Origin of the sequence: Streptococcus sp. 121, assembly GCF_016458205.1 — a bacterium.
Taxonomy (GTDB): domain Bacteria; phylum Bacillota; class Bacilli; order Lactobacillales; family Streptococcaceae; genus Streptococcus.
In genome coordinates, this window is sequence record NZ_JAEMED010000001.1 from 39,082 (window position 1) to 58,899 (window position 19,818).

24 protein-coding genes and 1 pseudogene are annotated in these 19,818 nt (G+C 40.7%); 23 read left to right on the forward strand and 2 right to left on the reverse strand.

What is annotated here, in order from left to right; genetic code table 11:
* The first annotated feature begins 14 nt into the window (after window positions 1-14).
* The 23 genes from eutC (at window position 15) to JEQ21_RS00310 (ending at window position 18,647) form a co-directional block, all read left to right on the forward strand.
* Window positions 15-914 carry an ethanolamine ammonia-lyase subunit EutC gene (eutC, locus tag JEQ21_RS00200; protein WP_199363479.1) on the forward strand — a complete coding sequence of 300 codons (900 nt, stop codon included), beginning with the start codon at window positions 15-17 and terminating at the stop codon, window positions 912-914.
* Between the two features lie 11 nt (window positions 915-925).
* On the forward strand, window positions 926-1,582 hold the full coding sequence (gene eutL / locus JEQ21_RS00205) for an ethanolamine utilization microcompartment protein EutL (RefSeq protein ID WP_196091099.1): 657 nt from the start codon (window positions 926-928) through the stop codon (window positions 1,580-1,582).
* A 16-nt stretch (window positions 1,583-1,598) separates the two neighbouring features.
* Window positions 1,599-2,081: a BMC domain-containing protein gene (locus JEQ21_RS00210; RefSeq protein WP_196091098.1), complete on the forward strand. Its 483-nt coding sequence runs from the start codon at window positions 1,599-1,601 to the stop codon at window positions 2,079-2,081.
* A 6-nt stretch (window positions 2,082-2,087) separates the two neighbouring features.
* Window positions 2,088-3,569 carry an acetaldehyde dehydrogenase (acetylating) gene (locus tag JEQ21_RS00215; protein ID WP_199363480.1) on the forward strand — a complete coding sequence of 494 codons (1,482 nt, stop codon included), beginning with the start codon at window positions 2,088-2,090 and terminating at the stop codon, window positions 3,567-3,569.
* An 11-nt stretch (window positions 3,570-3,580) separates the two neighbouring features.
* Entirely contained in the window at window positions 3,581-3,868 is a 288-nt protein-coding gene (locus JEQ21_RS00220; protein WP_199363481.1) for a BMC domain-containing protein, read from the forward strand.
* 45 nt (window positions 3,869-3,913) lie between these two features.
* A complete protein-coding gene (locus JEQ21_RS00225; protein ID WP_199363482.1) occupies window positions 3,914-4,186 on the forward strand; it encodes a BMC domain-containing protein in 273 nt (90 codons plus the stop codon).
* 244 nt (window positions 4,187-4,430) lie between these two features.
* The gene (locus JEQ21_RS00230; protein WP_196091095.1) at window positions 4,431-5,000 is read left to right on the forward strand and encodes a hypothetical protein; all 570 of its coding nucleotides are present in this window, start codon (window positions 4,431-4,433) and stop codon (window positions 4,998-5,000) included.
* A gap of 9 nt (window positions 5,001-5,009) precedes the next feature.
* The gene (eutD, locus tag JEQ21_RS00235) at window positions 5,010-5,645 is read left to right on the forward strand and encodes an ethanolamine utilization phosphate acetyltransferase EutD (RefSeq protein WP_199363483.1); all 636 of its coding nucleotides are present in this window, start codon (window positions 5,010-5,012) and stop codon (window positions 5,643-5,645) included.
* A gap of 10 nt (window positions 5,646-5,655) precedes the next feature.
* Window positions 5,656-6,243 carry a hypothetical protein gene (locus tag JEQ21_RS00240; protein ID WP_199363484.1) on the forward strand — a complete coding sequence of 196 codons (588 nt, stop codon included), beginning with the start codon at window positions 5,656-5,658 and terminating at the stop codon, window positions 6,241-6,243.
* 11 nt (window positions 6,244-6,254) lie between these two features.
* Window positions 6,255-6,530, forward strand: coding sequence for a EutN/CcmL family microcompartment protein (locus tag JEQ21_RS00245; protein WP_196091092.1), 276 nt, complete (start codon window positions 6,255-6,257; stop codon window positions 6,528-6,530).
* A 12-nt stretch (window positions 6,531-6,542) separates the two neighbouring features.
* On the forward strand, window positions 6,543-7,646 hold the full coding sequence (locus JEQ21_RS00250; RefSeq protein WP_196091091.1) for an ethanolamine utilization protein EutH: 1,104 nt from the start codon (window positions 6,543-6,545) through the stop codon (window positions 7,644-7,646).
* Between the two features lie 3 nt (window positions 7,647-7,649).
* Window positions 7,650-8,102: an ethanolamine utilization protein EutQ gene (locus JEQ21_RS00255; RefSeq protein ID WP_196091090.1), complete on the forward strand. Its 453-nt coding sequence runs from the start codon at window positions 7,650-7,652 to the stop codon at window positions 8,100-8,102.
* A gap of 62 nt (window positions 8,103-8,164) precedes the next feature.
* Window positions 8,165-9,259 carry an NADH-dependent flavin oxidoreductase gene (locus JEQ21_RS00260; RefSeq protein WP_199363485.1) on the forward strand — a complete coding sequence of 365 codons (1,095 nt, stop codon included), beginning with the start codon at window positions 8,165-8,167 and terminating at the stop codon, window positions 9,257-9,259.
* Window positions 9,260-9,277: 18 nt separating this feature from the next.
* Window positions 9,278-10,600, forward strand: coding sequence for a haloacid dehalogenase-like hydrolase (locus JEQ21_RS00265; RefSeq protein WP_199363486.1), 1,323 nt, complete (start codon window positions 9,278-9,280; stop codon window positions 10,598-10,600).
* Window positions 10,601-11,122: 522 nt separating this feature from the next.
* On the forward strand, window positions 11,123-11,359 hold the full coding sequence (locus JEQ21_RS00270) for a DUF1858 domain-containing protein (RefSeq protein ID WP_196091087.1): 237 nt from the start codon (window positions 11,123-11,125) through the stop codon (window positions 11,357-11,359).
* The gene (locus tag JEQ21_RS00275) at window positions 11,352-12,692 is read left to right on the forward strand and encodes a DUF438 domain-containing protein (protein WP_199363487.1); all 1,341 of its coding nucleotides are present in this window, start codon (window positions 11,352-11,354) and stop codon (window positions 12,690-12,692) included. The genes JEQ21_RS00270 and JEQ21_RS00275 overlap by 8 nt, the downstream gene beginning before the upstream one ends.
* 461 nt (window positions 12,693-13,153) lie before the next feature.
* Window positions 13,154-13,906 carry an ABC transporter ATP-binding protein gene (locus JEQ21_RS00280; protein WP_199363488.1) on the forward strand — a complete coding sequence of 251 codons (753 nt, stop codon included), beginning with the start codon at window positions 13,154-13,156 and terminating at the stop codon, window positions 13,904-13,906.
* The gene (locus tag JEQ21_RS00285) at window positions 13,907-15,877 is read left to right on the forward strand and encodes an ABC transporter permease (protein WP_199363489.1); all 1,971 of its coding nucleotides are present in this window, start codon (window positions 13,907-13,909) and stop codon (window positions 15,875-15,877) included.
* A gap of 93 nt (window positions 15,878-15,970) precedes the next feature.
* Window positions 15,971-16,636 (forward strand): response regulator transcription factor, encoded by a 666-nt coding sequence (locus tag JEQ21_RS00290; protein ID WP_199363490.1) that lies wholly within the window; start codon window positions 15,971-15,973, stop codon window positions 16,634-16,636.
* Window positions 16,633-17,571, forward strand: a complete 939-nt coding sequence (locus JEQ21_RS00295) for a sensor histidine kinase (protein ID WP_199363491.1) — start codon at window positions 16,633-16,635, stop codon at window positions 17,569-17,571. The genes JEQ21_RS00290 and JEQ21_RS00295 overlap by 4 nt, the downstream gene beginning before the upstream one ends.
* Window positions 17,572-17,869: 298 nt before the next feature.
* Window positions 17,870-18,244, forward strand: coding sequence for a Panacea domain-containing protein (locus tag JEQ21_RS00300; RefSeq protein ID WP_199363492.1), 375 nt, complete (start codon window positions 17,870-17,872; stop codon window positions 18,242-18,244).
* Entirely contained in the window at window positions 18,214-18,393 is a 180-nt protein-coding gene (locus JEQ21_RS00305) for a hypothetical protein (RefSeq protein WP_199363493.1), read from the forward strand. The genes JEQ21_RS00300 and JEQ21_RS00305 overlap by 31 nt, the downstream gene beginning before the upstream one ends.
* Window positions 18,390-18,647, forward strand: a complete 258-nt coding sequence (locus tag JEQ21_RS00310) for a hypothetical protein (protein WP_199363494.1) — start codon at window positions 18,390-18,392, stop codon at window positions 18,645-18,647. Before JEQ21_RS00305 ends, JEQ21_RS00310 begins: the two co-directional genes overlap by 4 nt.
* 305 nt (window positions 18,648-18,952) lie before the next feature.
* Here JEQ21_RS00310 and JEQ21_RS00315 read toward each other — a convergent pair.
* Together JEQ21_RS00315 and JEQ21_RS10085 are read right to left on the reverse strand one after the other, a co-directional pair.
* Window positions 18,953-19,348, reverse strand: a pseudogene (locus JEQ21_RS00315) (HAD family hydrolase); the annotation flags it as partial.
* Window positions 19,349-19,437: 89 nt separating this feature from the next.
* Complete coding sequence (locus JEQ21_RS10085) at window positions 19,438-19,572, reverse strand: hypothetical protein (protein ID WP_267904614.1); 135 nt, start codon at window positions 19,570-19,572, stop codon at window positions 19,438-19,440.
* Between the last annotated feature and the right edge of the window lie 246 nt (window positions 19,573-19,818).

The following is a 19,818-nucleotide window of genomic DNA, read 5'->3' on the forward strand; positions in this document are numbered from 1 at the left end:
AAGGAGGGACGCAAGTGGATGAAAAACAATTAAAAGACATGATCCGCTCGCTCTTAAGTGAGATGGTAAAGGAGGATGCCACTCCGAGTGTTGAGGAAGTTGAAGTCAGCGAAACTAGTCATAAGCCAAGTCAAGAATCCGTCATTGAGGATGGAATGATTGAAGATATCACAGAAGTCAATATCCAGGAACAATTTTTAGTGCCGAGTGCTTTGAACGAAGAAGCTTATCGAAAAATTAAAAAGTTTACTCCAGCCCGTTTAGGACTATGGAGAGCTGGAACACGTTATAAGACCCAGTCAGTCTTAAGATTCCGTGCTGACCATGCGGCTGCTCAAGATGCAGTTTTCTCCTATGTTTCTCCAGAATTTGTGGAAGAAATGGGACTGATTCCAGTACATACGTCACCGACCTCGAAAGATGAGTATCTGACTAGACCAGACCTTGGACGTGTCTTTCCAGATGATCAAGCAGAGATTATTAAACGAGAGTGCAAGCCTAATGCCAAGGTCCAAGTTATTGTTGGGGATGGTTTGAGTTCCTCTGCAATTGAAGCCAATCTTCGAGATTTTCTACCAGCATTGAAACAAGGCTTGAAAATGTTTGGAATAGACTTTTCAGAGGTACTATTCATCAAACATGCACGGGTGGGAGCGATGGACCATGTAGCTGAACTTACGGGAGCTGAAGTGGTTTGTATGCTAGTTGGCGAACGTCCTGGTTTGGTCACAGCTGAATCCATGAGTGCTTATATTGCTTATAAAACATGGCGAGGAATGCCGGAAGCCAAACGGACTGTCCTTTCAAACATCCATCGTGGAGGAACTCCGGCGGTTGAAGCAGGTGCTTATGTAGCGGAAATTATCAAAAAAATTCTCGATCAGAAAAAATCGGGTGTTGACTTGAAAGGATAAAGGGGAAAGAAATGGTAAGACAGGAACGATTAGGAGCAAGTGTTCTATCATCCTTGCTCATTCCAAATGTGGACAGAGGCTTGGCTGCTTCCTTGGAACTAAAACCCCATCATCGGAGTTTGGGAATTGTAACTTCCGACTGTGATGATGTGACCTATGTAGCTTTGGATGAAGCCACAAAAGCTGTCAATGTTGAAATTGTCTATGCTCGTAGTATGTATGCGGGCGCAGGAAATGCCTCTACGAAATTAGCTGGTGAAGTCATCGGTATTGTAGCAGGACCCAATCCAGAAGAAGTACGGAGTGCGTTGGATGTGATTGTTTATGAGATTGAAAACGGGGCTAGTTTCTACTCAGCCAATGACGACAATTCGATTCCTTATTTTGCCCATTGTATCTCACGGGCTGGATCCTATTTATCTCAAGCTGCCAATGCAACCGAAGGGACGGCTATTGCTTACTTAATTGCTCCTCCAGCTGAGGCTATGGTGGGCTTGGATGCAGCTTTAAAAGCAGCAGATGTACAAGTTGGGGCCTTTTATGGACCTCCAAGTGAGACCAATTTTGCTGGCGGACTCTTGGTCGGAAGTCAATCAGCCTGTCGAGCTGCCTGTGACGCTTTTGCAAGAACTGTGGAGCAGATTGCAGATAATCCAAGAACATACTAGATAGCAGGTGATTCCTATGACACAAAAAGCATTAGGACTCATTGAGGTCAAGGGATTCTTGGGGGCAGTCGTTGCGGCGGACATTGCCTTAAAAGCTGCAAATGTTCATTTATTGCGAGCAGAAACTGTTAAATCCGGTTTGAAAAACGTGCAAATTGTGGGAGACATCGGAGCAGTTAGGGCAGCGGTCGATGCTGTGCAAGCAGAACTGGGTCAGAAATCCTATTTCCGTACCAGTCATGTCATTGCTCGCCTGGACCAACAAACGGAAGACTTGCTCTTTCCAAAAAAGGAAGAGATCGAGAGCGATGTTATTGCCCCTTCACCTGAGGTGGAGCCAGCCTCTAAGTATGATATTCATAAATTAGAAACAATGAAAGTGGTCCAATTGCGGAGTTTGGCTTATCAAGAACCTGCGATTGAGCTTAGCAAGAAAGAGATTAAGTTTGCCAATAAGGCTCGTTTGTTAGAAGCCCTTGGTAAGATAGAAAAGGAGTAATTGTCTATGTTTATTGAAGACAAGGACTTGGCGTCGATTCAGGAGGTGAGAAACCTGATTCGGACGGCAAAGAAGGCCCAGAAAGAACTGGCCCAATGGAATCAAGAACAAATTGATACCCTAGTCAAGGTGGTTACCAAGGCTTGTTATGAACAACGGGAATACTTGGCTAAACTGGCTGTTGAAGAAACCGGATTTGGTCGCTGGGAGGATAAGGTATTAAAAAATACTCTAGCTTCACAAGGAGTCTATGAAGAAATAAGAGATTTAAAGACGGTTGGTGTTTTATCGGAAGATTCAAAAAAGGGAATAACAGAAGTTGCTTTGCCGGTAGGCGTGATTGCAGGTCTCATTCCTTCAACAAATCCAACGTCCACTGTTATTTACAAAGCTTTGTTAGCTTTAAAAACAGGGAATAGTATTATTTTTTCTCCTCACCCTCATGCGCTCAAGTGTATTGAGGCAACGGTTGCGATTATTCAAGATGCCTTAAAAACGGTTGGAGCCCCAGCAGGTGTAGTGACGTCAATTCATCGTGTTTCGATTTCAGCAACCAATGAGTTGATGCGTCATAAAGACACCAAGCTGATTTTAGCAACTGGCGGAACAGCCATGGTTCGAGCGGCCTATTCCTCAGGTACTCCAGCTATTGGTGTTGGTCCTGGAAATGGACCGGCCTATATTGAGTCGTCCGCGGATATCCCACACGCTGTCCAGCAAATCCTGGATTCAAAAACGTTTGATAATGGTGTGATTTGTGCCTCTGAACAATCGATTATTGTAGATCAATCGAATCAGGAAGCGGTTATTGCAGAGTTCCAGCGTCAAGGAGCCTACTTTGTGCCCGATTCGGATGCCAAAAAATTGGGAGCAGCAGTCATTCAACCAAGTGGTCTTATGAATCCTCAAATGGTCGGAAAGACCGCTCCAGAAATTGGGAAACTGGCCGGTCTTTCGGTTCCAGAAACTGCGCGTGTTCTCATTGCTAGGGAAACAGGGATCGGGAAGCAACATCCGTTCTCTATGGAAAAACTCTGTCCAGTATTGGGATTCTATACCGTAAAAGATTGGAAAGAGGCAAGTACCTTAACCAATAGTATTTTGCAAAATGAAGGAATTGGTCATACCTTTGCCATCCATAGTCAAAATCAGGAGATTATCCGCCACTTCAGTCTTTATACACCTGTATCTCGACTTTTGGTGAATACTGGTTCAGCACTGGGTGGTGTAGGAGCCACAACCAATCTATTTCCAGCCTTGACCTTGGGATGTGGAGGGATTGGAGGCAGTTCCACCTCAGATAACATCAGTCCGATGAATCTCATTAATGTCCGTCGGATTGCAACTGGTCAGCGGAGTTTGGCAGATTTACGCAAGGCTGAAAATCAAGTGGCAGAGGTTGTTAAAGAATTGAAACCTGAAAGCACATTGAGTGATGAGGCTCTCATCGAAGCCCTTGTTGCGAAAGTTTTGGAAAAACTAAAATAAAAGGAGAATAAATGATGAACGCAAACGCATTAGGAATGGTAGAAACAAAAGGACTTGTAGGCGCAATTGAAGCAGCAGATGCCATGGTCAAAGCAGCTAACGTAACACTTGTTGGGAAAGAACAAATTGGAGCTGGTTTGGTTACAGTTATGGTTCGTGGTGACGTTGGTGCAGTTAAAGCAGCAACAGATGCAGGAGCTGCAGCGGCAGAAAATGTAGGAGAATTGATCTCTGTACACGTTATTCCTCGCCCCCATGCTGAGGTGGAAGTTATTTTACCTGCAGGCAAAGCTGAATAGTCTTACCAAACTTATAAACATTTTTAACACAAAGGAGAACAAACAATGAACGCAAACGCACTTGGAATGGTAGAAACAAAAGGATTTGTAGGCGCAATAGAAGCAGCAGATGCCATGGTCAAAGCAGCTAATGTCACCTTGGTTGGAAAAGAACAAATTGGTGCCGGCTTGGTTACAGTTATGGTTCGTGGTGACGTTGGTGCGGTTAAGGCAGCAACAGATGCAGGAGCTGCGGCAGCAGAAAATGTAGGGGAATTGATCTCTGTACACGTCATCCCACGCCCACACTCTGAAGTAGAAGTTATTCTTCCTAAGTAGGAAGCAAGGAGGCGAGGACCGTCGTTCATTTGATATTTAATATAGACTTTTAGTACAAGGTAGCGAGTCGTAGACAGCTCGAATCTCTGGGGGAGATTTTGAGCTTGCTGATACAACTTTCGAAGTAAGTTTCCAATAAGTATGGCAAGATGAGCTAACACGGTCATAAAAGATAACCGAAAAGAGTATAAAACTGAACGAGGTCCTTTCACTTTCCCTTGAGGGTAGGAAAGGAAGTGACTGTATGGCTTTGTATACGGAAGCACGAATTCGCAAAATGTTGCGGGAATTGCAATTGGAAAGGTCTGGTCAACTGAGCTTAGATGCCGGATCCATTTTGACTCCTTCTGCTAAAAGCTTCCTCAGAGACCATCGAATTAACGTTTCATGGAAAGAAGTTCAATCTTCGAAAAAAGCGGAATTTTTCTCTCTACCCACGGACACTTTATTTCGCTTGGAAAAGGTCTATCCCTATTTTTTAAAAGCCCAAAAAGTCTTACGTCAGTATTATTTGCTTGATAAAGAAGAAAGGTTACTTCGTTATTTTCAGCAAATTCAGCTCTTGAGAAAAGGAGAGGAAATAGAATTTGGGTTTGATCGAGTTCAAACCGATTCGAATGCTGACAGACTAATGAATCATGTCTTGGAAAAACCGATTTGGGCCTTGGAACTTTATCAATTATCGATAGAATTGGATCAAATTCGTTATGAATACGAGTTGGCTTGGTCAACTGAGTTGCGGAGTCAAAAGGAAGTGCTTCTAGGGCAGCTGAATGAAATAGTGGCTGGAATTCAAAGCATGATTGTGGAGTGAGGAAGTGTTATGAAATTAGAAACATTGATTGAAAAAGTAGCGGAACGGGTTCAAGAACAACTTGATTCGAGTTTCGAAATTGAAGCCAGTGGCCGTCATGTACATCTGAGCCAGGAAGATTTAGATAGTCTTTTTGGACCAGGATATGCGCTAACAAAGATGAAGGACCTCTCTCAACCAGGTCAATATGCAGCCCAAGAAAGAGTAACCCTACTGGGTCCTAAGGGGGTCTTTCGAAATGTGGTCATTCTAGGACCGGTTCGCAAGGAATCTCAAGTTGAAGTATCTGCGACAGACTGTTTGCAATTAGGCATTCAAGCACCTGTGAGGGAGAGTGGTGACATCAAAGGGACACCAGGAATTGTCCTTGTGAATGGGAACCGTACGGTTTCTTTAGACAAGGGCTTGATTGTTGCTAAGAGACATATTCATATGACACCAGAGGATGCAGAACGCTTGGGTGTATCCAATCATGAAATTGTTCAAGTTCGAGCAGAGGGACAACGCCCGCTTATTTTCGATGATGTTGTGGTACGGGTTAGTCCGAAGTTTGCGACCTATATGCACATTGACTATGATGAAGCGAATGCAGCAGGCTTTGTCAAAGGGATGCGTGGTCGTATTGTAAAAATTTCAGAAAAATAGGAGGTTGTGTATGACACAAATTGAAGCGCTTATTCAAGCTGTGACAGACCGCCTCTTGGAAAAATTGACTGTAGACAATACTGGTAAAGAATTAGAAAAAGTTTATGTTTTTGGCTCTGAAAACTTAAAGAGTCAGATTCAAAATTTTGGTTTTGAAGTGGTAGAAGATGCGCAAGATGGAAAGCTTCTAGTTGTTGAATCTTTAACGGATGCTGCTATTTTTCGGTTAGCTAATCTTTGTCCATTGACAACCTTAGAGGAATGGATTCTACAAGCTCTACAGCAGGGAAAGGCTGTTTTTGTTTTGAGACAGGCACCGTCCACGAACGGTTCTAGCAAATCTTTGCGTGAGGGTGTTGGAATCCTGACACAAAAAGTTGCTTCATACGGCCTACGATTTACAAATCTTGTAGGCTTGAAAGATTTTTTACAGCAGAAAGAAGTCACAGCTAAAACCGGGAAACGCACTTTGTTAACAGAGGAAAAAGCACAAGCTCTTGGCTTATTACCAGGTGACCACCTGGATGCCAAAGATTGGCTGATAACCCCGTTAGCTCGCGATTTCCTTCGTCGAAATAGAATTAGGATAGTTGAATAAGGAGTAGGGAGATGTTTGTAGGAAAAGTCAGGGGTAGCTTATGGGCTACTCGAAAAGAGGAAGCTTTGAATGGTCTCAAGTTTCTAATTGTGGAACGCCAATTAAATGACCAACAAACAGATCCCGCTCATGTGATTGCGGCAGATTTAATTGGAGCTGGTCAAGGCGATTTAGTTTTGGTTACGACAGGAAGCAGTGCTCGTGTGGCCTTGGATAAGGTGGATGTTCCAATTGATATGCTAATTGTTGGCATCATCGATAAGGTAGCTTATGAAGATGATGATTAGAAAGGATAGCAAATGAGTATCAATGAGATAATCATTTATGTGATGGTCCTTTTCCTACTGATTGGAGCAATTGATAAGTGTATTGGTGGAAAATTAGGACTGAGTGAACAATTTGAAGAAGGGATTATGGCCATGGGAGCCTTGGCCTTGTCCATGGCTGGGATTATGGTGGTAGCCCCATTACTAGCTGATCTGTTAAAACCAATTATTGTCCCTATTTATGGACTGGTTGGTGCCGATCCCTCTATTTTTGCAACAACTTTTATCGCCAATGATATGGGAGGAGCTCCCCTCGCTTTAAGTTTGGCAGAAAATGAAGAGGTTGGAAAATTTGCTGCCTATGTTCTTGGATCCATGATGGGGCCGACATTGGTTTTCACGATTCCAGTTTCGCTTGGGATTATTGAAAAAGAGGATCGTCCTTTGTTGGCGCGTGGGATTCTCTATGGATTGGTAACGGTCCCTATAGGCTGTTTAGTGGGTGGTCTTTTAGTACCAGGCTTGGGATTTGGTACCTTGCTCATCAATCTAATTCCAATTATTATCGTATCTGCCCTTATCTTCCTTGGTCTTGTGATGGCTCCTGAAAAAATGATTAAGGGCTTTGAGGTCTTTGGACAGGTTATTGTGACCATTGCTACTCTTGGCTTGGCTTTTGGAGCAGCTCAACTCTTAACAGGGAATGAATGGCTGTTGGGTCTGTACCCAAGTGGAGCAGAGACCTTGGTTGAAGCCTTTGAAGTTGTCGGAACCATTGCGGTTACCTTAGCAGGAGCTTTTGGATTAGTAGCAGTTTTCACCAAAGTAGCAAGCAAACCTTTAGCTAAAATTGGACATTCTTTAGGGATGAACGATGTGGCAGCCGCGGGTTTGGTAGCATCTTTGGCCAATAATATTGCCATGTTCCAAATGATGAAAGATATGGATAATCGTGGAAAAATCATCAATGTGGCCTTTGCGGTGTCCGCTTCCTTTGTGATTGGAGACCACCTTGGCTTCACAGCTGGTCAAAGCCCAGATATGATTTTCCCAATGATGGTCGGAAAAATTGTAGGTGGAGTGACTGCTGTTATTCTAGCCTTTATTTTGACAAAATCCATGCAGAAAGAAGGGTAGTTTATGAGTCAAATTAACCGTGAGCTGTTAGAAAAACTCGTTCGTCAGATTATCCTAGAAGAATTGGGAACAGAGTCATCTACGAAAAAAGTTAGTAAAGCAGGGGTCATCTCCTTAGCTGTTAATCAAATGGATGTGAGACCAGAAGATCGACTAGACACTGGAAACGCTCAAGATCAGGTCTACACCCGAGATTTAATTAGTTTAGAGGAGAGTCCACGTCTAGGCTTTGGTTTGATGACTATGGAGGACACCACCTTCTCCTGGCATCTTGACTATGATGAAGTTGACTTTGTCATTGACGGTCAATTAGACATCATTGTTGGAGATGAAGTGATGTCAGCAGGGCCGGGTCAAGCCCTCTTCATTCCAAAGGGGAGCGATATTCAGTTTTCTGTAAAAGGCAAGGCTCGCTTTGTTTACATTACTTATCCTGCCGACTGGCAGAATAGTTAGAAGAAGCACGGATTCTCCTCAGCTATAGGGTGAATCCGTCTTTTTTTCTGAAGGAGGACAAGATGCAATTAGAAACCTCTTACCCTTTTCCCAATGGGATGCGAACAAAGAATCGCTTAGTCTTAGCCCCGCTGACTATTAGTGCCAGTCTGGCGGGTGGAGCTGTGTCGGAAGAGGATGTGGCGTTTTATAGGCGCCGGGCTGGAAGTGCGGGCTTGCTGATTACAGGGAGTGCCTATGTGCACCCTCTTGGACAGGCTTATGCGGATAGTTTCAGTGCTGCTGAGGATGATAAGATTCCTGGGCTAACCAGACTAGCAGAGGCCATGAAATCGCAAGGCAATCTAGCTATCCTGCAAATCTATCATGGGGGGCGTATGGTTCCATCAGACCTTATCGCGGAACAGCCCGTTGCACCGAGTGCGGTACTTGCGGAACATGGAGCAGTTGAACTTCCTAGAGCACTGACCAATGCTCAAATTGAGGAAGTCATTCAAGATTTCCTGGATGCTATAGGTCGAGCCATACGAGCAGGTTTTGATGGTGTCGAACTTCATGGGGCTAATACTTATTTGATTCAACAATTTTTATCCCCTCATTCTAATCGTCGCCAAGATAAATGGGGAGGAACTTTAAACAATCGCATGCGATTTGCCAAAACCCTCGTTAAACGTGCCCGTCAGTTAATTGTGCAAGAGAGCCCGAAACCCTTTCTATTGGGCTATCGTTTCTCACCAGAAGAAATTGAAGTTCCAGGGATTGAACTGAAGGACAGCTTGGCATTAATAGACCAGCTGATTCACTTAGGAATTGATTACCTGCATGTTTCTATGGATAATTTATGGCGATCCTCCTTGCGAAAACCAGAAGAAGAAGTACCAGTCATCTTAGCCATTCGGGATAAGATAAAAGGACGTGTGCCTCTAATCGGAGTGGGTAGATTGAGAAAACCCGAAGATTGTGAGGAGGCATTGGAGTCTGGAATCCCTCTTCTAGCAATGGGAACCAGTTTACTTTTGGAACCCGATTGGTTGGAGCTGTATCGATTAAAAGAAGAATCAAAAATTCGTAGGTATTTGGACAAGGAAACATTAATCGATTTAGCTTTGCCAAACAATTTTGTTAGGGATTATGGAAGTTACTATGCTAAACCTTAAAGGAAAAAGGAGAATAAAATGAATTGGAAAACAGCAGCCGTTTTAGTATGCGGAACCAGCCTACTTTTAGGAGCTTGTCAGGCTACTATGACCAAGGAGGAAAGCAAATCGGATAAGCTGGAGCAATCCTCGACCAGTCAAAAGAGTACAGAAATACTGATGTCTGGAAATTGGGAATCCAAAGCCCATGCACGTTTAACACAACTGATTCAAGAGTATGGAAAATCCTCTCCAAACTATTCAGAAGAGGCACGACCATATGCCGTTTTTGATTGGGATAACACGACTATTATCAATGATATTGGGGAAGCCACTTTTGTTTATCAAATTGAGAACCTTGCTTTTAAAGTAACTCCTGTAGAATTTGGAAATGTCATTCGAACCCAAGTTCCAGAAGATGTTTTTAGCGAGGATTATCAAAACGAAGACGACCAAGCGATTTCCATTAAGGAAATTTCAGCAGACTTAGAGGCAGATTACCAGTATCTATATCAGGAATACAAAGGCTTCGAAGGAACGAAGAGCTTAGAAGAGATTCAAAAAACAGATCAGTACAAAGATTTTAGAGCTAAACTCCTATTCCTTTATGAAGCCATTGGGGATACCTTTAGCTCAGACATCTCTTATCCTTGGGTAACGTATTTATATGCGGGGATGACATCGGAAGAAGTTCAAAAACTATCTGAAGAATCCATTGCCAAAGCCTTGAAAGATGAGTTAGTCTCAGAAACCTGGGAAAGCCCAGGAAGTCAAAAAGGACAAGCAGGACAAGTCGAAATCGAATTCAAACGTGGAATTCGGACGGTGAAAGAAGTTCAAGACCTATACCAAATGCTAATGAAAAATGGAATTGACGTTTATGTTAACTCCGCTTCCTACTATGATGTTATTCTACCTTTTGCGACTTCTAAAGAATACGGTTACGGTGTCCCAGAAGAAAATGTCTTTGCCATGCGTCTCTCTAAATCTGATGAAGGCGTGATTATGCCAGAATTGGATTCAGCCTTCCCTCAGACCCAGGGAAGCGGTAAGACAGAGACGATTAACCAATTTATGGCTCCAAAACAGGGAGATAGCCAGCCAATTCTGATTGCTGGAGACAGTAATGGAGACTATGCGATGCTTAGTGATTTCCCTGAACTCAAGATGGGCTTGATTTTTAACCTCTTACGAAATCCTGAGAAGGGAATTGGTTTATTAGCCAAAGAAGCAGTAGCGGATTACAATCAGAAACAACCACTCTATTACTTGCAAGGACGTGATGAGAATAAGGGAGTCTTGATTTCAAGCCAACAAACGATACCACTAGGACAGCAAGAAGCTGTCTTAGTCAAGGACTGATTGGTAAAAACTAGATTAAGAAGAAAACCGAATCACTCATGGAAAACAATTGAATCCTGAAAGTGAGCGAATAAGGTCCAAAGAGTATTCCTTATCCTGAAACAGGAGCCAGATTGAAGAAATCCGGCTCCTTTTTAAGGATTAATCGGGATTTATAGTCTTTTCGTTTACTTTTAGCACAAGGCAGTGATTCGTAGACAGCTCAAAATCTTTGGGGGAGATTTTGAGCTGCCGATACAACTTTCGAAGAAAGTTTCAAATAAGTAGGGCAAGACGAGCCAACACAGTAATAAAAGATAAACTAAAAGAGTATATCAGTTACCGCACTCCAAAACAGGAAGACCTACTTACTTGAAATAAGACTACAAGAATGGGAAGTATGCGGACTTGCATTTGAAAACAAATTCTCATTTAAATTTATTTATGTAAAAAATGAATTGAGTTTTTGAAATTGGAAATACAAAATCTAAAAAAAGTATAGTAGAATAGAGCTACTAAAGATAACCATATTGGAGAGGGCTTATGAATACAATTGATTTGACAATTCCAGTAGCCGAAGTTTTAGATAAGCATCCCGAAGTGAAAGATCTCTTGATTGAACTGGGGTTCACACCACTATCCAATCCAGTAATGCTCAATACCGTTGGAAAGATCACAAGTTTGAAGCAAGGTTCGAAATTGGCAAAGATTCCATTGAAATCCATTCAAGAGCAATTGGAATGGAATGGTTATACAGTTATTGGAGGATTAGATGACTAATCAGACACGAATTGATTTACTAAAGCAAATCTTAATAGACTTGCATCATGGAGCCAGTCCAGAGTCTGTTCAAGATCTATTTAATGAACATTTTACAGGAGTCTCAGCCCTTGAGATTTCGATGATGGAACACGAGCTCATGGGAAGTGATACAGGCATTACCTTTGAAGATGTGATGAAATTGTGTAATGTTCATGCTAATCTTTTTAAGGGGGCCATCGCGAATGTTGAGGTGGCTGATAGTGAGCAAGAAGGACATCCTGTTTTTATTTTTAAGCAAGAAAATCTTGCTTTACGGGCTGCCTTGCTACGGATTCGACGCTTGTTTGATCAGTTTGAGAAACATGACCTAGATCCGGAAATTAGCGCACAGATGCTCCAAGGCTTAAAAAGACAATTCAAACTCCTATCTCAGTTCGAACACCACTATACTCGTAAGGAAAAACTCTTTTTTCCGATTATGGAGAGATACGGACATGATGCTCCTCCGAGAGTGATGTGGGGAGTGGATGATGATATTCGTAATCTCTTTAAAGAGAGCCAACTCCTTCTTAACCAGTATCATCTAAATGGGGATGATATAGGACCCATCCGTCAAGCCTTTGATCAGTTTGCGACTGAATTTGAAGAGATGATTTTCAAGGAGGAATCCATTTTATTAATGATCCTACTAGAAACCTTTTCACAGGACGATTGGCTTGCTATTGCAAATGAAAGTGATGCTTACGGCTATGCTATTGTGCATCCAACTGCCAAATGGATTCCCAAGCGCCAAGAATTTCTCGAAGCAGCCACAGAAACAGAAGAGGGGACAGAAAATTCATCATACCAGTACCAACTTGACACACCTGCAGGAACAATCTCCATTTCGTTTACTCCAAAAATGAGGGAAACTTTGGTAGATACACAGCAAGTCCAACCCTTCGGTCATGGGTACTTATCACTTGAACAGGCAAATTTGCTGTTAAACCATCTTCCCTTAGAATTAAGTTTTGTGAATAAAGATGATATCTTTCAGTATTATAATGTCAGTCACCCTAGTGATGAAATGTTGTTTAAGCGTACGCCAAGCCAAGTTGGACGCCACGTAGAATTATGCCACCCTCCAAAAATTGTAGAGAAGGTTCGAACGATTATTGACCTCCTTCGAACAGGCCAGCGAGACGAAGTTCCAATGTGGTTTAAAAAGGATGAAGCAACCTTTATTTATGTTGTTTATAAAGCCGTCCGAGATCAGCAGGGAGAGTTTCAGGGGGTTTTAGAATATGTTCAAAATATTCAACCTTTTTTCGAATTAGAAAATGAAGTGCAACGAGATATTTCAGAAGAATAGTTAAGCCCTACAGTCAAAGCTGCTCTATTCAAACAATATGTCTTCTCCCATTAGTCTAGCGAGTCATAAACAATTCTTATTGATACTCATTCGATTTCAAAATCTGACTTTGTCAAGCCTCTTTGATGAACTTACTGATTGCGTGTCTTACACGCTTAATTGATAATATTCAACAGGTCTCTCAGACCTGTTGAACTACCATCATCAGCTGTGCTCGTCATTTTTTTGAAATGCCGTGAGTATCTGATCTTGAAATTAGTTAAGTATGAAATCAAACAAGAGTTACCATTTCTTATAAAATGCGTCAAAGTGGATTCACTAACTAAAATAGGAAGGTTGAGACTTTTGTCCCAACCTCTTTTTTCTTACAAAAATGTAAGTTAGGAGCCAGTCTTGTAAGATTTGTAGTAGGGATATTTTTCTATAATAGAGACAGAAAAAGTAAAGAAAGAAGGAAACAGATGTTATTAGAAATCAATCATTTAGAAAAGGTTTATCGGACTCGTTTTTCCAAAGAGGAAACACGCGCCCTCCAGGATGTGGATTTTAAAGTTGAAGAAGGTGAGTTTATTGCAATTATGGGGGAAAGTGGGTCTGGTAAAACAACTCTTCTTAATATTTTGGCCACCCTAGATAAACCGAGTAGAGGTTCTGTTATCTTAAATGGCCAAGATATTACTAGAATTAAAGAGGGAAAATTAGCTGATTTTCGCCTTCGAAATCTAGGGTTTGTCTTTCAAGACTTTAACCTCTTGGATACCTTAACGATTCAGGACAATATTTTTCTCCCACTTGTGTTAGCTCGTAAATCGTTTCAGGAGATGGAACGCACCCTGGCAGTGTTAGCTCCCCAGCTGGGTATTCAAGATTTATTGCAAAAACGTCCGTTTGAATTATCTGGTGGACAGAAACAGCGTGTTGCCATTGCTCGTAGTTTAATCACCAAACCACAACTGGTTTTAGCGGATGAACCGACAGCAGCATTGGATTATCGAAATTCAGAAGACTTACTCCATCTTTTTGAAGAAATCAATCATTCTGGTCAGACAATCCTTATGGTAACCCATTCTGCCAATGCGGCTAGTCACGCCAATCGAGTTCTCTTTATCAAAGACGGTCGGATATACCATCAACTTTATAAAGTGGGAAAAACAAATCAAGATTTTGCTAAAGAAATTTCGCTAGCAATGTCTAGCTTGCTAGGAGGTGAATAGATGTTTTATGTTAAACTAGCCTTACAGAATATTCAAAAGTCCTCCCGTATCTTTGCTCCGTTTGTATTAGCCAGTCTTGTCCTCTTTACGATCATGTCGGCAGTTTTTTCCCTCATGCTCAGCCCCGTGATTGCTAGCCTCGGAAGTGGCGGCATAACCTTATCTTTGGGTATTGTAGTACTAACAATTTTCTCCTTAAATATGGAAATTTATAGTTTTAAATTTCTGTTGCAACAACGAACGCGAGAATTTGGTCTCTACAATATGCTGGGAATGAATAAAAAAAAGGTTTCGCTGATTGCCAGTTTGGAACTATTCTTTATTTTTTTGTTGATAGTGATTGCCGGATCCATCTTGGGGACGATTGTATCCAATCTCTTCTATCTTCTTTTTGTTAATTTGGTGGGTTATCATGAACTAAATTTTACGGGGAGTCCCTTAGCTTCGTTCTTTACAGGACTGATCTTTGCAGGAATTTTCCTAGTTCTGGAGTTTATAGCCATTTATCAAATTGGAAAAACCAATCCTCTTGTTCTTTTCAGAACCAGTGAGAAGGGGGAGAGAGAACCTAGAGGAAATAGTCTTTTTGCGGTTCTAGCCTTGTTAAGCCTTGGTTTTGGTTACTATCTTTCTCTCTCATCCAAAGCGAGTGGAGTAGAGATTATTTTACGCTTTTTTATCGCAGTTCTTTTGGTCATTGCTGGAACCTATCTTTTCTATATGAGTTTTATTACTTGGTTTTTAAAAAGACGTCGAAAGAATAAACAATATTTTTACCAACCAGAGCACTTCATTACAACTTCCCAAATGATTTTTCGAATGAAGCAACATGCAATGGGCTTGGCCAATATTACGCTTTTAGCAGTTATGACCTTTGTAACCATAGCGACAACGACTTCTTTGTATGCAGGAACAAATGAAATTGTAAATAATCTTTATCCAACAGACACATCCTTAGAATATTTTGCGGAAACAAGAGAGCAAGGTGAGAACCTCTATCGTGAGTCTGTTTTAAACTCTTTCCCCGAAACTGAGAAGAATGCTCTATCTTACTGGGCTTTTCAGACTGCCATCCGCTATCAGGGTGGAGAATCGGTTACAATTAATCCAGAAACAATGGGGGATTTGAATCCAACAGAAATTCTCTTTACTTACCTGGTTACCCAAGATGATTTTCGAAAATTAGGGAACCAATTACCGACTCTAGCTGATAATCAACTGGCCTTTGTTCGAATGAATGAAAAAACAAATCTAAAGGCATTGAGGTTGGGTGATCAACATTTTGAGGTTGTTCAAAATCTAACCAAAGCTCAGTTTCCTGATGTGGCGAATACCTTTCAGTCTGCAGTCCTTGTAGTTGCCAATGATACGGTTTTAGAATCCTTTAGAAATTATTTCCAATCTCTCCAGCTAACAGGCTTTCCAGTTAACAGTGTTTACCGAGTTCTGACAGATCTTTCATCTGAACAGGTCTCTCAAATTGCAAGTGCTAATGGTGATAGCTATCTATTCGAAAATAAGGAGGGTGAAATTCTTGGTAGTGTCATGCAGAAACAAGAATACCAAGATTTAATGATTGGTTTCACAGGTGGTTTTCTTTTCACAGGATTTCTCATTGGAATGAGTTTTATTCTGGGAGCCGCCTTAATTATCTACTACAAACAATACTCTGAAGGACATGAGGATAAAAAATCCTATAAAATTTTACAGGAAATTGGAATGAGCCAGGAAGCCGTTAAGAAAACCATTAATTCCCAAATTGTTATCCTCTTCTTTTTACCTTTAGCGATAGCGATTCTGCATTTTTTGGTCTCAACTGTGATGCTTCGACAAATGCTGGCTGAATTTGGGATTTATTCATCTAATCTGATTTACACTGTTAGTGCTGTAACTCTTATCTTGGTGGCAATTACCTACTATATTATTTATAAGTGGACCAGTCGTACCTACTACCATATTATTGAACGATAATTTGAAAAGTCAGAGATTTTTGTCTCTGGCTTTTCCTCTGTTAATTCCTGGTTATCTTTTTATTTTTCTGACAAAAGGTGTTAGAATGTCACTATGAAACAAAGTGTCGTATACATTGTTGAAGATGATGCCTTGATTGTCGATCTTCTCAAGAAACATTTGGGCCAGAACCACCATGTTCTGAGCGTACAGAATTTTCGTGCAGTGAGCCAAGAAGTTGCAGAAATGCAACCAGATATTATTTTGATGGATATTCGTTTACCTTACTATAATGGCTTTTACTGGACCACTGAGATTCGTAAGAGTATGACCATGCCCATTATTTTTATATCTTCTAGTGATGACGAGATGAATGCGGTTATGGCTATGAATATGGGCGGTGATGATTTTGTGACCAAGCCCTTTTCCTTGGAAATTCTGGATGCCAAAATTGGTGCTTTTTTACGACGGGTGAATCAATTTGCACCTGCTCAGGACTTCAGTGTGGATGATTTTCATCTGAGTTTGGAAGGGCGCTTACGACGAGGACAAAACCAGGTACAGCTAACCCCAACGGAAACACGGATTTTGAAAGCTCTCTTTAAGGGGCAGGGACAGGTTGTCAGCAAGGACGAATTGCTCAAGGACTTATGGGAGAATGAAGATTTTATTGACCAGAATACCCTCAATGTCAATATGACCCGTTTGCGGAAAAAGGTAGCGGAAGTGGGGTTTGATCGGATTCATACTGTACGGGGAGTGGGGTACTTGGTTAAATGATAGGCTCTTTTCTTCGAGAATACCGTACCTTCTTTCTTGCTTATATTTTACTGACAAGCTCTTATCTGATTTTGTTCTATCTTTACCAACTTCCCTGGGCCTTCTTTCTGCAATCTGTCTTTTTATCCTGGACTATCTTTCTTATTCTCATTCTAAGCCTTTTTTGGAAATTTTTTCATCGAATGAAAGCCTTACAAGATGGAATTCATGAATCTGACCTCTATCTTCTCAATAAGCCCATTGACCGCGCTTATTTATCTTTGCTTGAAAAGGAGAAGGACGATGCCCGCCAGCAACTCTTGTCCTATAAGAAAAGGGAAGAAGATCTCCAAGCAGTGGTCAAGTTATGGTCTCATCAAATGAAGGTGCCACTTGCAGCCCTCTCGTTAATGAGTCAGACGAAGAAACTGGATCCACAAGACGTGGACAATCAGCTCTTACGATTGGATAATTACCAAGCCAACCTCCTTAACTACCTAAAACTCAGCAATCAGAGCAGTGATTTCCGCTTTGAAGAAGTAGAAGTGCGCCAAATCATGGTTGACTTAGTAAAGAAATACCGCACCCACTTTTTACATAAACAAATTGCTGTTAGTATAGAAGGCAAGTGGAAGCTTAAATCTGATCGAAAATGGCTTTCCTTCGCCCTCTCCCAAATCCTAGATAACGCTATCAAGTATAGCCAAGAAGGCGGATCCGTCCAGATTCAACTGGATAAGGGGGTCCGTATCAGCGACCAGGGCATTGGCATTCTGCCAGAAGACATCCCCCGCCTCTTTGATCAAGGCTTCACCGGATTTAATGGCCGCGAACACCAAAAAGCCAGCGGCTTTGGTCTCTACCTAGCCAAGCGCGTGCTCGACCAACTAGAATTGGACATTGAGGTTAGAAGTCAGGTAGATGAAGGAACACAGGTAATGGTGAGGAAGAAGTAAAGGGGAACGAAATTGTGACCACTAATGCTGATTTTCATTTAACAATTTTTAAAAATAGATTTAATTAAACTGCCTAGGAGACTTTCATCTTTTTTATTGGGAAATGAGAAGGTAAGAGATAAAATTCAGTGAAAAAGATAGAAATAACTGAATTATGCTATAGGGCACCTCTAAAAACTTAACTCTTAAAAATTCGAACATTGATTTATCAAAATTTCTACGACATGATTTGATGCAAAACCGGAGTTTTTCGAGGTGCCCTATAATTGGTTTAATGATTCAATAAGGAGATTATAGAATGATGACAAAAACAATAGATGTTGCAAGATATATAATCTATGCTTATGAACAAATTTCAAATTTACGCTTTGAAACTCAGGAGTTGAAGTTACAAAAGTTAATGTATTTTGCCCAAAGAGAAAGTTTCGCTTCAGTGGGAAATGAACTATTTCCAAGCGATTTTCAAGACTGGAAGCACGGGCCAGTCTTACCTGAATTACGTTATTTCTTTGAAGAAAACTATGAACCTTATACAGGCGATGATGGTTCTTTAACTGCTACAGATAAATATGTGATTGAAAGTGTCATCAATATGTACGGGCATTATGATGCATGGTATTTAAGAGATTTTCTCATGAAGAAATGTCATGGAGAAATAGCCGTGAAGGATTAAATGATTCAAAAAGTGGGAATAAAATCATATCAAAAGATGATATTCGGAAAGATTCTGAGGAAGTACGTGTCTATGACTCACTGTATGATATGTATTTAGATGAGTTTGAAGAGTTTGAAGAATTTGAAGAAGGAGAAGTAGTTTTATGAGTAATAACACTTCTCTAATCGGGAAAATTAAATCTTCAAGATTTCCATATTATGATTCAAAAACTAGAGCTATACGATTTAAAAATCGGCCTGTACTGATTTTGAATATTGAAAAAGAAACTGGTTTTACAGATTTAACTGTATTGCCAGTTTCGTCAATTACTATCAGAAAGAATATTGACAAAAAATTTGATTTGGAAATCAAAAGTTCTGAGTATCCTTTGCTCGAATTATCAAAAGAAGTTAGCTATTGATCATTGTGGTAAGCTAACAACGATCAATAGCAAAGATTTAGGCTTTTCGATGGCTTCTGATTTAAAGTCACATTATCCAAAATTATGGAGTACAATTATTGATAATGTGAACCTATTTATGAACCGAATTAGGTAAGGACGCCTCTAACGATAATCCCCCTACTCACTGAAATCTTTCTTTTCAAGGAGTAGGGGGATTTCTTTTTTAAAAAAATCCAATAAGGCTCATCTAAATTGACATAGTGTTATTTTCAAATTGTAAAATGTGTACAGTTAAGCACCTTATGAGCAATAAATGTGGTTGATTAGGAGAGAATAGTCAATAACTCACTTAGATTGTTGATGGTGGAGCTGGGATATGCCTCGATTTTATTTGGCTCGACAGAACTACTGGGGCCTTGTTTAATCCAAACCGTTTTCATACCGATTTTATTAGCTGGAACTATATCATTATCAATTCTGTCTCCAATCATGATGGCTGATTCAGGTTTACAATTCGCTCGATTAAGTGCAATCTGGAATATTCTCAGATTAGGTTTGGAGATACCTTTCTCAGCAGAGGCGATGACGATGTCAAAGTATTGTCGGAAACCAAAAGCTGCCAATCTTTTTTCCGTCCCAAAATCCTGGTTTGCAATTATACCAAGTTTGTATTTTTGATAGAGTTTTGGCAATATTTCTTTTACATCTGGGTATAAGACTTCTAAGTCGTGCCGTCAAGCAGGAATTTTCACCTTGTAATCTTCAGCAACCGATACAATCGGCTTCTGATTAATTTTTGCGCGTTCTTTCACCTTTGTGACAAATTCATTTTATCAATCTTATTATCCTGTATTATCTTTTCAATTCTATTTTCATAAATTGCAGTTTCATCAAAAAGTGTAGAACCAATATCAAAGAAAATCCATTTGATTTCTGAATTCATACTATATCTCCAATTCTTTCGAATACCAATTCCCCTTTAAATAGTATCATACATAATTAGCATAGAAGCACTAAATTTTTATTTTATGAAATAGTAGAAAAGAGAGCAATATAAAAAATCAGCCCTCGTTTTGCGAGGACTGATCAGCTGATAGTGAGATAGAGGGTGAAACTTAGCCTCCATTAAAAATAACTCGAGATTGATTTATCGCAAGGGTTAACGTCGCTTTTTATTTCAAGGCGACGG